We start from the raw sequence: 14,832 nt of genomic DNA, 5'->3' as shown, positions 1-14,832 counted from the left end.
CATTGATTATCAACCAGTCGTCGCTAAATTTGTTAGCCCTTGTGTCGCTGTGTACAATGACCTCCGTTTTGCCTGTCCGAAGCCGGCGTACGTTCGGCGTGACAGGTAATTGGTTGAATTAAAAGGAAATTTGCCTCTTAAAGAGGCAGCCTGGTGAGAAAGTGTCTATGAAAGCAGGTCTGTACCAACCAGATGAATTCAAGGATAACTGCGGCTTCGGCCTGATCGCTCATATGCAGGGCGAGCCCAGTCATCACCTGTTGCAGACGGCCGTTCAGGCCCTGACCTGCATGACCCACCGTGGCGGTATCAATGCCGACGGCAAGACCGGCGACGGTTGCGGTCTGTTGATTCAGAAGCCCGATGGCTTCCTGCGCGCAATGGCCAAAGAACACTTTGGCGCCGATCTGCCCCGCCAATACGCTGTGGGCATGGTGTTCCTCAATCAGGACGACACCAAAGCCGAGGCCGCGCGCGAAAACATGAACCGCGAGATCCTGGCCGAAGGCCTGGAGCTGGTGGGCTGGCGTCAGGTACCGATTGATACCAGCGTGCTGGGTCAGCTGGCGCTGGAGCGTCTGCCGAAAATCGAGCAGGTCTATATCGGTGGTGAAGGCCTGAGCGATCAGGAATTCGCGATCAAGCTGTTCAGCGCGCGTCGTCGTTCATCGGTGTCCAACGCCGCAGACACCGACCACTACATCTGCAGCTTTTCGCACAAGACCATCATTTATAAAGGCCTGATGATGCCGGCCGATCTCACGGCCTTTTTCCCGGACCTTAGCGACGAGCGTCTGCAAACCGCGATCTGCGTGTTTCACCAGCGCTTTTCGACCAACACCCTGCCGAAATGGCCGCTCGCCCAGCCTTTCCGCTTTCTGGCCCACAATGGCGAGATCAACACCATCACCGGCAACCGCAACTGGGCACAGGCGCGTCGCACCAAGTTCACCAATGACCTGATGGAGCTGGACGAACTCGGCCCGCTGGTCAATCGCGTGGGCTCCGACTCGTCGAGCATGGACAACATGCTCGAGCTGATGGTTACCGGTGGCATCGACCTGTTCCGTGGCGTGCGCATGATCATTCCGCCTGCGTGGCAGAACGTCGAGACCATGGACCCGGATCTACGCGCCTTCTATGAATACAACTCCATGCACATGGAGCCGTGGGACGGCCCGGCCGGCATTGTGATGACCGAAGGTCGTCATGCGGTCTGCCTGCTCGACCGCAATGGCCTGCGCCCGGCGCGCTGGGTCACGACCAAGAATGGCTACATCACCCTCGCGTCGGAAATCGGAGTGTGGGACTACAAGCCCGAAGACGTCATCGCCAAGGGCCGTGTCGGTCCGGGGCAGATCTTCGCCGTGGACACCGAAACCGGGCAGATCCTCGACACCGATGCCATCGACAACCGCCTCAAGTCGCGTCATCCGTACAAGCAATGGCTGCGCAAGAATGCGCTGCGCATTCAGGCCACCATGGAAGACAACGACCACGGTTCGGCTTTCTACGACAGCGAGCAGCTCAAGCAGTACATGAAGATGTATCAGGTCACGTTCGAAGAGCGTGATCAGGTGCTGCGCCCATTGGGTGAGCAGGGCCAGGAAGCCGTGGGCTCGATGGGCGATGACACGCCGATGGCAGTATTGTCGCGCCGTGTGCGCTCGCCTTACGACTACTTCCGACAGCAGTTCGCGCAGGTCACCAACCCGCCGATCGACCCGCTGCGTGAAGCCATCGTCATGTCGCTGGAGATCTGCCTCGGTGCCGAGCGCAACATATTCCAGGAGTCGCCAGAGCATGCTTCGCGCGTGATCCTCAGCTCGCCGGTCATTTCGCCGGCCAAATGGCGTTCGCTGATGAACCTCGAGCGTCCGGGTTTCGAGCGCCACATCATCGACCTGAACTACGACGAAAGCCTGGGCCTTGAAGCCGCTGTGCGCAACGTCGCCGATCAGGCCGAAGAAGCGGTGCGTTCTGGGCACACCCTGATTGTGCTGAGCGACCGCCACATTGCGCCGGGCAAACTGCCGGTTCACGCTTCGCTGGCAGTCGGCGCTGTTCACCATCGCCTGACTGAACAGGGCCTGCGTTGTGACAGCAACATTCTGGTCGAAACCGCCACGGCGCGTGACCCGCATCACTTCGCTGTGCTGATCGGTTTCGGCGCTTCGGCGGTCTACCCGTTCCTGGCCTACGAAGTGCTGGGCGACCTGATCCGTACCGGCGAAGTGCTGGGCGATCTGTATGAAGTCTTCAAGAACTACCGCAAAGGCATCACCAAGGGCCTGCTCAAGATTCTGTCGAAGATGGGTATCTCGACTGTTGCGTCCTATCGTGGCGCGCAGTTGTTCGAAGCCATCGGCCTGTCCGAGGAAGTCTGCAACACCAGCTTCCGTGGTGTGCCGAGCCGTCTGAAAGGCGCGCGCTTCGTCGACCTCGAAGCCGAACAGAAAGCGCTGGCGGCCGAAGCCTGGAGCCCGCGCAAGCCGATCCAGCAGGGCGGTCTGTTGAAGTTCGTCTACGGTGGCGAATACCACGCCTATAACCCGGACGTGGTGAGCACCCTGCAGGCCGCTGTGCAGCAGGGCGACTACAGCAAGTTCAAGGAATACACCGCGCTGGTGGATCAGCGTCCGGTGTCGATGATCCGTGACTTGCTGCAGGTCAGGCCCCTCGACCAGCCGCTGAACATCGACGAAATCGAGCCACTGAGCGAAATCCTCAAGCGCTTCGACTCGGCCGGTATTTCGCTGGGGGCCTTGTCGCCTGAAGCTCACGAAGCATTGGCCGAGGCGATGAACCGTCTGGGCGCACGCTCCAACTCCGGTGAGGGCGGCGAAGACCCTGCGCGCTACGGCACGATCCGCAGCTCCAAGATCAAGCAGATCGCCACTGGCCGCTTTGGTGTCACGCCTGAATACCTGGTCAATGCCGACGTATTGCAAATCAAGGTCGCGCAAGGCGCCAAGCCTGGCGAGGGCGGGCAACTGCCGGGCGGAAAGGTCAATGGCCTGATCGCCAAGTTGCGCTATGCCGTACCGGGCGTGACGCTGATTTCGCCGCCGCCGCACCACGATATCTACTCCATCGAAGACTTGTCGCAGCTGATTTTCGACCTGAAACAGGTCAACCCGGCAGCGCTGGTCTCGGTCAAGCTGGTGGCAGAAGCCGGCGTCGGCACCATTGCCGCAGGCGTGGCCAAGGCCTATGCCGACCTGATCACCATTTCCGGCTACGACGGCGGCACCGGTGCATCGCCGCTGACCTCCATCAAATACGCTGGCGCGCCGTGGGAACTGGGCCTGGCGGAAACCCACCAGACCCTGCGCGGCAACGACCTGCGCGGCAAGGTCCGGGTGCAGACCGACGGTGGCCTGAAAACGGGTCTGGACGTGATCAAGGCGGCGATTCTCGGCGCTGAAAGCTTCGGCTTCGGCACCGCGCCAATGATTGCACTGGGCTGCAAATACCTGCGTATCTGTCACCTGAACAACTGCGCCACCGGCGTTGCGACGCAGAACGAAAAGCTGCGCAAGGACCACTACATCGGCACCGTCGACATGGTGATCAACTTCTTCACTTATGTGGCTGAAGAAACCCGCGAGTGGCTGGCCAAGCTGGGCGTTCGCTCGCTGGAAGAGCTGATCGGTCGTACCGACCTGCTGGACATTCTGCCGGGCGAAACCGAGAAGCAGCAGCATCTGGACCTCACGCCTTTGCTGGGCAGCGATCACATTCCGGCTGACAAGCCACAATTCAGCCTGGTTGATCGCAACCCGCCATTCGACAAAGGGCTGCTGGCAGAGAAAATGGTAGAGCTGGCCAAACCGGCCATCGAAGCGCTCAGTGGCGGCGAGTACGAACTGGACATCTGCAACTGCGACCGTTCCATCGGCGCGCGGATTTCTGGCGAAATCGCCCGGCTGCACGGCAATCAGGGCATGAGCAAGGCGCCGATCACGTTCCGCTTCAAAGGCACTGCCGGTCAGAGCTTCGGGGTGTGGAACGCCGGTGGCCTGAACATGTATCTGGAAGGCGATGCCAACGACTACGTCGGTAAAGGCATGACCGCTGGCAAACTGGTGATCGTGCCGCCCAAGGGCAGCCCGTTCAAGACCAACGAGAGCGCGATTATCGGTAACACCTGCCTGTACGGCGCAACCGGCGGCAAGCTGTTTGCGGCGGGCACGGCAGGCGAGCGTTTCGCAGTGCGTAACTCGGGTGCGCACACGGTTGTGGAAGGCACCGGCGACCACTGCTGCGAATACATGACTGGCGGTTTCGTCTGCGTATTGGGCAAGACCGGTTACAACTTCGGTTCCGGCATGACCGGCGGTTTCGCTTATGTGCTCGACCAGGACAACACCTTCGTTGACCTCGTCAACCACGAGCTGGTGGAGATCCAGCGCATCAGCGGCGAGTCGATGGAAGCCTATCGCACTCACCTGCAGAGCGTTCTGAACGAGTATGTGGCGGAGACCGACAGTGAGTGGGGTCGCAATCTGGCAGAAAACCTGGACGACTACCTGCGTCGCTTCTGGCTGGTCAAGCCCAAGGCGGCCAACCTGAAATCGCTGCTCTCCAGTACCCGTGCGAATCCGCAATAAAAGCAGCTGCTAGCGGCCTGTTGCAGGCCGCAAGCCAACGGCAGTGCGCGTATTGCCTGCGATCATGATTTTTGCTGCTTCAAGTGCGTAGCTTGAAGCGGCTGTAAAGAGGCTCCAGAGAATGGCTGAACGTCTCAGTAACGACTTCCAGTTCATCGACGTCGGGCGTAAAGACCCGAAGAAGAAACTGCTGCGTCAACGCAAGAAAGAGTTCGTGGAAATCTATGAACCTTTCAAACCCCAGCAGTCCGCCGATCAGGCGCACCGTTGCCTGGGGTGCGGCAATCCTTATTGCGAGTGGAAGTGCCCGGTGCACAATTTCATTCCCAACTGGCTCAAGCTGGTCGCCGAGGGCAATATTCTCGCGGCGGCGGAGTTGTCCCACCAGACCAACACCCTGCCGGAAGTCTGCGGCCGCGTGTGCCCCCAGGACCGCCTGTGTGAAGGCGCCTGCACGCTGAACGACGGTTTTGGTGCAGTCACCATCGGTTCGGTCGAGAAGTACATCACCGACACCGCATTCGCCATGGGCTGGCGTCCGGACATGTCGCGCGTCGTGCCGACCGGCAAACGTGTGGCCATCATCGGTGCCGGGCCTGCAGGCCTGGGCTGTGCAGACGTGCTGGTGCGCGGTGGCGTGACCCCCGTGGTGTTCGACAAGAACCCGGAAATCGGTGGTCTGCTGACCTTTGGCATCCCAGAATTCAAGCTTGAAAAGTCCGTGCTCAGCCATCGCCGCGAAGTGTTCACCGACATGGGCATCGAGTTTCGACTCAACACCGAAATCGGCAAGGACATCACCATCGACCAACTGCTCGAAGAATACGATGCAGTGTTCATGGGCATGGGCACCTACACCTACATGAAAGGCGGTTTTGCCGGTGAAGACCTGCCGGGCGTCCACGATGCACTCGACTTCCTGATCGCCAACGTCAACCGCAACCTGGGCTTTGAAAAGGCGCCGGAAGATTTTGTCGACATGAAAGGCAAGCGGGTTGTGGTACTGGGCGGTGGCGACACGGCGATGGACTGCAACCGTACCTCGATTCGTCAGGGTGCCAAGTCGGTGACCTGCGCCTACCGTCGCGACGAAGAAAACATGCCTGGCTCGCGCAAGGAAGTTAAAAACGCCAAGGAAGAAGGCGTACGCTTCCTCTACAACCGTCAGCCTATCGCCATCGTTGGCAATGGCAAGGTCGAAGGGGTCAAGGTCGTCGAGACGCGTCTTGGCGAGCCCGACGCCCGTGGCCGTCGCAGCCCCGAGCCGATTCCGGGTTCTGAAGAGATCATTCCGGCAGACGCAGTGGTCATCGCTTTCGGCTTCCGCCCAAGCCCAGCCGCGTGGTTCGAACCCTTCACAATCAGCACCGACAGCCAGGGGCGCGTCGTTGCTCCTGAACAGGCGCAGTACAAGCACCAGACCAGCAACCCGAAAATCTTCGCTGGCGGCGATATGGTTCGCGGGTCCGACCTGGTGGTGACTGCGATTTTCGAAGGCCGCAATGCGGCTGAAGGGATCATGGATTATCTGGGCGTCTGAGTGACGATAAGGCTGAGTTGTGACTTCTTGAAATAACCCTGACTCAGTCCTCAAACATGCCGTTCGTTGAGTTTTGCCGCCCTGCCAGGGGCGGCTTCTCGAGGTTTCATCCCCTTCCCTTGATTCCGGTCATGACCTGCTGAAGCAGGTACGACAGCCGATGCGTTACCGCTGGTTTCTGCCCTCTGCTGATGCTTCTGGAAAGCGCTTACTCTCGCGCCCTCATCGGGGGCTCATCGACATACCGACGCTCCCGCCATCCATGTCGCTATAAGGAAATAGCCATGTCGAGAGCAGCACCTGCGGGCAAGCTGGCCCGGTCCTATGATCAACTGGACGCTGGATCACATCGGTTCACGCCCAGCACCCTTGCCATTCGCGAGCATCGTGCTCGCGAGCGTGCGGACCGATTCGTTGATCAGTTCATTGAGCACTTCCCGGAAAAGAATTACTTCCCTGACGGCGATGACGGCGCACTGTTTGCCTTGCTGGTTCAAATGCCGGAATGGCCTGCTGACCTGATGCTCCGGGTTCAGAGCGAAAACGACGAAGTGCTGGCGCTGTATTTGAAAGGCAACGATAAAAGCGTTGCTCGACAGACCGTCGTATTGACGCAAAGCGCTGACGATACGTATATCGCGCCTGATGGTGTTTCCATCGCCGATGAAGAGCCGCTGTTGCATCTGGTGTTCAGCCAGCTTCCACCCGGTTGTACCTTGGGCACGGGTGGCAACTTCCCTGGAAGCAACAGTGTGCCCGGCCGAATCGTGACCCTGCGTGAGCAGGTTGCCGGGCTGGCGCGAGCGCAGCGGCCTTTGTTTTTCGACGCCTTTCTGGCTGCTGACTTCGCTTTCAAGAGCCAATCGCTGATCAGGCCGCCCAATCCATTTCTACCGCTTTGGAAGCGCGGGCAGGCTGAGCGCTCTCCAGTCCTGAGCATACTCAACGCACTGACCCCCGACGTGCCGCTCGGACGTCTTGAAGATCTGCTGGATCATATGAAACTGTCAGAGGAACAGGAGACTGACTTCCTGGAAAACGGCATTTTGCCGGATGCTTTCGTTGAGGCGATGACTATTTCCTCGAAAGAATGGAGTAGCAGTCTGGCGATTGATGGCCTGTCACGAACCCGGTTTTTCAATTCGTATACACATGAACTGGCCTACAAGGTTGCAAGTGAGCTGTTGGCGAGCGAATTGCGGCGTGAACTCGTTATCGTCGAAGTCGACAAGGAGGCATATGTAGCTGCCAGGACGGATGAAACCCAGATTGTATTGCTGCATGACGGCTACGGTAATTATCGCGCACAGGATGCGAGTAATCGCGAGATCACCGAATTCAAAGAGGGCACCGACAGTTTCTATCTGGCAATCAGTTCGCAATTGAAGGATGACGAACGCGCGCTGTTGGGGCTGCAGTTCGAGCAGGATATAAAAGGTTTCCGCAGCCTTTTGACCCGGCAGGCGATTAATGAAAACCAAGGCTGGTTCGACCCCGAGAAACCAACTGAAATCGATACCGGTTTTTTGCCCGACTGGTTTGCGAACGCAACCGACGCCGATAAGCGCAACTGGAAGACGGCGGTACATGATTACAGCATGGCGTTGCTCGAAGCACAGACGCCTGATCTGCTCGACCCTTCCCTGCACGGTCAGCCAGAGCAGCTACGAAAATATGTGCGTGAAAAACTGAAAGAGCGAATCATGCTCGATCACGGTGTAGCGGTGGACCCTGACGAAATCAGTGTCCACACCTACAGTGTCGAAATTGATCCGGACACTGTGGTGGATATCGATTTCGGTTTTGCAGGTCCTTCGGAGCTGGAGCCGCAATACGTGACCGAGTCACGCAGCCTCACTGATCTATCCCTGAAAAACCTTGCTGTCACCAACCTCAATTTCCTTCTCGCAAGCCATGCGTTTGACAGTCAGGGGCAACGGCTCAGCTTTTTGAATGCAGGCTATCTGTTCGCAATGATTCGTGATTTGAACATCGGCGAAGACTATTCGAATTTCCTGAGGACCGTCCTCTCGACCTCCGCCTCTGGTCAATGGCACCGGGAGTGTTATGCGCGGGCCATGCAAGCCCAGATGCGTCTGGATGCGATCGAAGCGAAAATGGCTGGTGATTTTCTGGGTGATGGCGGTCTGCCCGAGGAACTGGCCAACAGAGGCTACAAGTGGGTAATGGCGGCACTGAATCACCCGGTCGATAACGACGAGCGGGAGGCAGTGGAGGGGCATCGCATCCAGGTCAGCCAGTTGTCCATCGATGGCATTCCATTGGGCGGGATTCTGGTATTCAGCGTCGAGTCGCGTGCTAGCGTGGTGACGGTAGTCGTTTTTACTCCGCAGGCGCCTGATGGCCTGTGTTTTCGGGAAATAAGCAGCGCTGAGGAGTTTCTGAATCAGGTACTCCTCGAGCCTGCTTTGCTGGACTATCTGGTCAGCAGGGCGCATCTGGCATCCCGAGCCGATATCAGGCGCGCGTTGACGGCCGGTCGGGATGCTCTATCGATGGAGTTGCTGCCGTGTAACGGGAGTTTTCTTGAGGCCATTTATGATTTTGAGGTCGAGCGTGTCATTTCTGCCGTAGACGAACAAACCACAAGCACCTGGGAGACCAACTGGGAGAGTGCCTGGGAAATTGCTAAAACCTTCGGCGACATCGTGCTTGCTTTCGCGCCGTTCAGGGTCAGGTTGCCGATTGCCGCGATCCGAAGCTTTTACGCCATCTGGCAAGGCGTCCAGAAGGCTGGCGGTGATGAGAAAGGTGCCTCGTTGTATTTTGTCCAGGCGGCGCTGTTGCTGGCTGATGGCTTGATTGTTCCGACAAGCCGCCGGGTCAAATCACCGACAGCAATTGCAGTTGGCCGCGCGGCACTTGATCCGAAGATTGCCGTCTCCAGAGCGCCTCGTGGACTGAACCTGCGTGAAGACGGGATTTACAAAGGTGTCCACGAAAAGGTTCAGGAAGGTGCTGCCAGTCGTTTTTATGCGGTGCAGCAGGGCAAGACCTATGCGGTCAGGTACGACACCGATGTCGCTACCTGGCGAGTGATCGATGCCAGACGTCCAGATGCGTACTATCAGGTGCCGATCCGCTTCGACGAAAAGGGTAGCTGGGTGCAGGTGTCGGTAGGACTGCGCGGTGGCAAGAAGGGCTCCAAAGCGAAGAAGTCCGACAGTGGCTCGGGGAGTGACACAAGTTCGCCGGACATAAGCACGGGGAAAAAACTGTTCGAACTGGACATGAGTGGATTCTTCGAGAGCAGCGCTTTCAAGAAAGCCCAGAAAAACATCCAGGACGATCTGATACCGGTCGTCAAAAAAGCCGTTGAAAAGTACCGCCTGGAAGGTAAGGGCAGTCTGCATCCATCGAAAGCAGGGCTTTACTCGCTGGACCTGCCCGGCGTTGGCAAAAGTACAGGGCGTGGCGCCTGGCGCTTGATGTTCGAGCCACCAAAAAAAGGGGTTTTGAAAGTCCACAGCATTTTGGACCCTCATTGATGAAGCAGCTGGCCGGTGTTTTTCCGGAGCAGGCGAAGCGGTCATTAAAGGTCAATTATTGCGACAAATCGCGCCAATAGACAAAAGGCACGGCTCTCGCCGTGCCTTTTGCGTCGTGCTCTGAGAAAATGCCGGCACTTTTATTGCGGATGCCGACATGACTGCCCTGAAGAACGACCGTTTCCTTCGCGCTTTGCTCAAGCAACCCGTAGACGTCACGCCGGTATGGATGATGCGTCAGGCTGGGCGTTACCTGCCGGAATACCGCGCCAGTCGTGCCAGTGCCGGGGACTTCATGAGCCTGTGCAAGAACCCGCAGTTCGCCTGTGAAGTCACGTTGCAGCCGCTGGATCGCTACCCGCTTGATGCGGCGATTCTGTTCTCCGACATCCTCACCATTCCCGACGCGATGGGCCTGGGTCTGTATTTCGAGACCGGCGAAGGCCCGCGTTTCAAGAAAACCGTCAGCACCCTGGCCGATATCGAAGCCCTGCCGGTCCCGGATGCGCAGAAGGACCTGGGTTATGTGATGGACGCCGTCAGCACTATTCGCCGTGAACTCAACGGTCGTGTGCCGCTGATCGGTTTTGCTGGCAGCCCCTGGACCCTGGCGACCTACATGGTCGAAGGCGGTTCGTCGAAGGACTTCCGCAAATCCAAGGCCATGCTCTACGACAACCCGCAGGCCATGCACCTGCTGCTGGACAAACTGGCGCAGTCGGTGACCTCGTACCTGAACGGCCAGATCATGGCCGGTGCCCAGGCCGTGCAGATTTTCGACAGTTGGGGCGGCAGCCTGTCATCAGCGGCTTATCAAGAGTTTTCGCTGGCCTACATGCGCAAGATCGTCAACGGCCTGATTCGCGAACATGACGGGCGCAAGGTGCCAGTCATCGTCTTCACCAAAGGCGGTGGGCTGTGGCTGGAAAGCATCGCCGACATTGGTGCAGACACCCTTGGCCTGGACTGGACCTGCGATATCGGCGAAGCACGGCAGCGTGTAGGCAACAAGGTTTCGCTGCAAGGCAACATGGACCCGACGGTGCTCTACGCCCGCCCTGAAGCCATCCGCAAGGAAGTCGCGCGCATCCTCGCCAGCTACGGCAGCGGCACGGGCCACGTCTTCAACCTCGGCCACGGCATCACCCCGGAAGTCGACCCGGCCAACGCTGGCGCGTTCATCGAAGCGGTACACGAGTTGTCGGCGCAGTATCACCAGTAACCGCGTGTTGCCGATGTGTCTATACACCAATACACATCGATCCTCTTCAGCGCCGACGATCAAGTCGGCGTTTTTGCACCCGCGAAGCCATCCACCAATGAACCATTGCGCGGCAGGAACCTGCCTTGTCGCTGCCCTTGCGGTTTGCCGTCGGCATAGCTCAACTGGCCGTTTACCCAGACGCCGTCAATGCCTTGTGCCGCTCGCTGAGGGTCTTTGAAATCCGCGATGTCGCGCACGGTTTTCGGGTTGAACAACACCAGATCCGCCCAATAACCCTCCCGGATCAAGCCACGCTCGTGCAAGGCAAAGCGCGCCGCCGAAAGACCGGTCATTTTGTGTACGGCGGTGTGCAGCGCAAACAGGCCTTTGTCCCGGCTGAAATGGCCGAGCACGCGCGGGAACGCGCCCCATAGGCGAGGATGTGGAAACGGGTCTTCCGGAAGGCCATCGGAGCCGATCATCGACAGCGGATGAGACAGAATGCGTTCGACGTCCCCCTCATCCATTCCGTAATAAACCGCCCCTGCAGGCTGTAACTTGCGCGCGGTGTCCATCAGTGACAGCCCCCAGTCGGCGGCAATGTCCTGCAGGTCCCGACCGCCTTGGTCCGGGTGCGGCGTTGACCAGGTAATGGTGATACGGAAAGCATCGGTGACCTGTTTGAGGTCCAGCGTCGAGGAACTGGCCGCATAGGGATAACAGTCGCAGCCAACCGGATGGTTCTCTGCGGCTTTTTCCAGCGCAGCCAGCAATTGCGGGCTGCGGCCCCAGTTACCTGCGCCAGCGCATTTCATGTGGGAAATGACCACCGGCGAGCGTGCATGGCGGCCTATATCGAACGCCTCGGCCATCGCTTCCAGCACCGGCTCGAATTCGCTGCGCAAATGCGTGGTGTAAACAGCGCCAAAGGCTGTCAGCTCTTCAGCCAGCTGTTTGACTTCACTGGTTTCGGCAGCAAAGGCCGAAGCATAGGCAAGGCCGGTCGACAAACCCAACGCGCCTTCTTCCAGACTGTCACGCAACTGTTTGCGCATCGCGGTGATTTCTTCCGCGCTGGCGCTGCGCAACAAGTCGTCCATGTGATTGCTGCGCAATGCCGTATGGCCAACCAGCGCAGCTACGTTCACGGCAGGCCGTGCGTTGTCCACAGCTGCGCGGTAATCGGCGAAACGCGGGTAGACAAAGGCACGCGCGTTGCCCAACAAGTTCATCGGGTCGGGCGGATCACCGCGTAGCGAGACAGGTGATGCGCTGATTCCGCAGTTGCCTACGATAACCGTCGTCACGCCCTGGCTGATCTTGGGCAGCATGTCCGGTTTGCGAATGACCACCGTGTCGTCATGGGTGTGGACATCGATAAAACCGGGGGCCAGCACACGACCCGCAGCATGGACTTCTTCGCGCGCGCTGGCACCGTTCAGGTTGCCGATGCGCTGGATGCGTCCATCGTTGATTGCCACATCGGCGCGCATGCCGGGCGTGTCACTGCCGTCGATGACCAGCGCGTCGCGAATGATCAGGTCATAAAGCATGGTTCAGTCTCCCAGCGGCAAGCCGTCTTCGCCGCCTCGGTATTCATCCAGTGCAAGCTTGATCCGGCGCAGCCGCTCCTGATTTTCTTCAGGGCTCAGCAACGCCAGTTCAGTGGCGAGCACATCGATTGTCAGCAGCATGCCGTAGCGCGCTGCGGTGGGTTTATAGATGAAATTGGTTTCAGCAATCTGCAGCGGCAATACCACCTCTGCCAGTTGCGCCAAGGGCGAGTCAGGCAAGGTGATGGCCAGCACGCGTGCGCCATAGCTGCGCGCCAGGCTAACCGCGTCGAGCAGCTCTGGTGTGCGGCCGCTGAGCGAACAGACAATCAAGCTGTGCTGCGGACCAAGCGTGGCGGCTATCATGCGCATCATTACCGGGTCGCGGCAGGCAGCCACCGGGTAGCCCAGACGCACCAGCCGGGTTTGCAGTTCTTCGCTGCACAGGCTTGAGCAGCCGCCCACGCCGAACGTATGAATCATCCGCGCATCGGCGACACACGCTACCGCTGCCGCAAAGCGCGATGCATCAAACCCGGCGAGGTGCCGACGCAGTGTGTCTTCAATGTCGCCGACAATCTGAGTGAAAAAAGCCGACTGCTCCGGAGCCTGTTCCGGGTGCAGAAAGCGGCTGCCAACGCCGCTGGCCTGGGCGAGTTGCAGACGCAGGTCGCGCAGGTCACGGCAACCAATGCTGCGGGCGAAGCGCGACAGCGTGGCGCTGCTGACTTCGGCGCGGCAGGCCAGCTCATCCAGGCTGGCACTTGCAGCAAAGGCGATATCGCTGAGCACCAGCTTGGCGATCCGGCTTTCACCCGCGCTGAGTGAATCCTGGCGGGCACGTATCTGGTACAGAATGTCCACTCAGAGCACCTGTGCCAGGCCCAGGGTAAAGGCAAAGGCGATGATGGAAATCAGCGTCTCCAGTACCGTCCAGGTCTTGAATGTTTGCGCTACGGTCATGTTGAAGTACTCTTTGATAAGCCAGAAACCGCCGTCGTTGACGTGGGAAAAGATCACCGAGCCTGCGCCTGTGGCCAGTACCAGCAACTCGGGATGCGGATAACCCAAGCCCATCGCCACCGGTGCCACGATGCCGGACGCAGTGGTCATCGCCACTGTGGCTGAACCCGTAGCAATACGCATGAGCGCCGCGAACAACCAGCCCATCAGCAAGGGCGACAGATGGAAGTCCTGCGCCAGGCCAACGATTTGATGAGTCACACCGCTGTCGACCAGAATACGGTTCAAACCGCCACCTGCGCCGACCAGTAAGGTGATACTGGCGGTAGGTGCCAGGCACTCATTGGTGAATTTCAGAATCGAGTCGCGATTGAATCCCTGAGCGATGCCCAGCGTCCAGAAGCTCAGCAAAGTGGCCAGCAGCAGGGCGATCACCGAGTTGCCGATGAACAGCAGAAAACCATTGAAGGCGCTGCCCGGCGTGCTGATCAGGTTGGCCCAACCGCCCAGTAACATCAGCAGCACTGGCAGCAGGATGGTCGTCATGGTCAGGCCGAAGCTGGGCAGTTTTGCCCGAGGTTCGCGGTCGAGGAATTGCTTCGCCATCGGGTTTTCAGTCGGCAAATGAATGCGCGGCACAATGAATCTGGCGTACACCGGGCCTGCGATGATGGCGGTGGGTATGCCGATCAGAATGGCATAGAACAGCGTCTGCCCGACCGACGCCTGATAAGCCTGAACGGCCAGCATCGCTGCGGGGTGGGGCGGCACTAGCGCGTGTACGACCGACAGACCGGCGACCATCGGCAGGCCGACCATCAGAATCGACACCCCGACGCGGCGGGCTACGGTGAAGGCGATGGGCACCAGCAACACAAAACCGACTTCGAAAAACAGCGGCAGGCCCACCAGGAAAGCGATGCAGACCATGGCCCAATGCGCATTGCGTTCACCAAAGCGGTCAATCAGGGTGCGAGCCACCTGCTCGGCACCGCCGGATTCGGCCATCATCTTGCCCAGCATGGTACCCAGCGCCACGACCAGCGCGATATGCCCCAGCGTTTTGCCGACCCCCGCTTCATAAGAGGCGACCACGCCACTGGCCGGCATCCCGGCAACCAGCGCCAGACCGACTGAAACAAGGGTAATCACGATAAAAGGGTTAAGGCGATAACGCGCGATCAGCACGATCAAGGCAATGATTGCGACAGCAGCGTAGACCAACAGCGAAATACCGGGTGACGGCGACATAGCAGCGGTTCCTTGCAAAGTAGGTAGGCGAGGGCGCAACAGCAACGGCGGAAACCGTCAGCCAGGAGGCAGCCCGGGAGTACTCGGCAGGGATGACGCTGGTAAAGAATACAGGCAGGTTTCAGGGCGATCACAGGTATTCATTATTGTTATCTCTGTTTTCGTGATGAAAATAAATTACACGAAAACTGGATATAAA

The 14,832-nt window shown here is 58.9% G+C and carries 7 protein-coding genes; 4 read left to right on the top strand and 3 right to left on the bottom strand.

Annotation, left to right across the window (positions count from 1 at the left end; all coding sequences use genetic code 11):
* Nucleotides 1-167 precede the first annotated feature (167 nt).
* The 4 genes from gltB to hemE all read left to right on the top strand — a co-directional run bounded on the left by gltB (nucleotide 168) and on the right by hemE (nucleotide 10,884).
* On the top strand, nucleotides 168-4,613 hold the full coding sequence (gene gltB / locus I9H09_RS22320; RefSeq protein ID WP_122347001.1) for a glutamate synthase large subunit: 4,446 nt from the start codon (nucleotides 168-170) through the stop codon (nucleotides 4,611-4,613).
* Nucleotides 4,614-4,734: 121 nt separating this feature from the next.
* Nucleotides 4,735-6,153 carry an FAD-dependent oxidoreductase gene (locus I9H09_RS22315; protein WP_024690763.1) on the top strand — a complete coding sequence of 473 codons (1,419 nt, stop codon included), beginning with the start codon at nucleotides 4,735-4,737 and terminating at the stop codon, nucleotides 6,151-6,153.
* A 284-nt stretch (nucleotides 6,154-6,437) separates the two neighbouring features.
* Nucleotides 6,438-9,662 (top strand): dermonecrotic toxin domain-containing protein, encoded by a 3,225-nt coding sequence (locus tag I9H09_RS22310; RefSeq protein ID WP_236502320.1) that lies wholly within the window; start codon nucleotides 6,438-6,440, stop codon nucleotides 9,660-9,662.
* 157 nt (nucleotides 9,663-9,819) lie between these two features.
* A complete protein-coding gene (hemE, locus tag I9H09_RS22305; RefSeq protein ID WP_005888228.1) occupies nucleotides 9,820-10,884 on the top strand; it encodes a uroporphyrinogen decarboxylase in 1,065 nt (354 codons plus the stop codon).
* Between the two features lie 59 nt (nucleotides 10,885-10,943).
* Here hemE and I9H09_RS22300 read toward each other — a convergent pair whose 3' ends face one another.
* The 3 genes from I9H09_RS22300 to I9H09_RS22290 are packed head-to-tail and all read right to left on the bottom strand — an operon-like array spanning nucleotide 10,944 to nucleotide 14,633.
* Nucleotides 10,944-12,419, bottom strand: a complete 1,476-nt coding sequence (locus tag I9H09_RS22300) for an N-acyl-D-amino-acid deacylase family protein (protein WP_122347000.1) — start codon at nucleotides 12,417-12,419, stop codon at nucleotides 10,944-10,946.
* 3 nt (nucleotides 12,420-12,422) lie between these two features.
* Nucleotides 12,423-13,283, bottom strand: coding sequence for a MurR/RpiR family transcriptional regulator (locus tag I9H09_RS22295; RefSeq protein WP_122312612.1), 861 nt, complete (start codon nucleotides 13,281-13,283; stop codon nucleotides 12,423-12,425).
* The gene (locus I9H09_RS22290) at nucleotides 13,284-14,633 is read right to left on the bottom strand and encodes a GntT/GntP/DsdX family permease (RefSeq protein ID WP_024668742.1); all 1,350 of its coding nucleotides are present in this window, start codon (nucleotides 14,631-14,633) and stop codon (nucleotides 13,284-13,286) included. It lies immediately after the preceding gene.
* Nucleotides 14,634-14,832: the final 199 nt, after the last annotated feature.

The sequence above is a fragment of the Pseudomonas tremae genome (genome assembly GCF_023278125.1).
Lineage (GTDB): Bacteria > Pseudomonadota > Gammaproteobacteria > Pseudomonadales > Pseudomonadaceae > Aquipseudomonas > Aquipseudomonas tremae.
This window is presented reverse-complemented; position numbering and strand designations above follow the sequence as displayed.

Excerpts from the sequence above, each read along its gene's own strand:
- I9H09_RS22290 (WP_024668742.1), bottom strand. The coding sequence starts at position 14,633 with ATGTCGCCGTCACCCGGTATTTCGCTGTTGGTCTACGCTGCTGTCGCA.
- I9H09_RS22315 (WP_024690763.1), top strand. The coding sequence starts at position 4,735 with ATGGCTGAACGTCTCAGTAACGACTTCCAGTTCATCGACGTCGGGCGT.
- gltB (WP_122347001.1), top strand. The coding sequence starts at position 168 with ATGAAAGCAGGTCTGTACCAACCAGATGAATTCAAGGATAACTGCGGC.
- hemE (WP_005888228.1), top strand. The coding sequence starts at position 9,820 with ATGACTGCCCTGAAGAACGACCGTTTCCTTCGCGCTTTGCTCAAGCAA.
- I9H09_RS22310 (WP_236502320.1), top strand. The coding sequence starts at position 6,438 with ATGTCGAGAGCAGCACCTGCGGGCAAGCTGGCCCGGTCCTATGATCAA.
- I9H09_RS22300 (WP_122347000.1), bottom strand. The coding sequence starts at position 12,419 with ATGCTTTATGACCTGATCATTCGCGACGCGCTGGTCATCGACGGCAGT.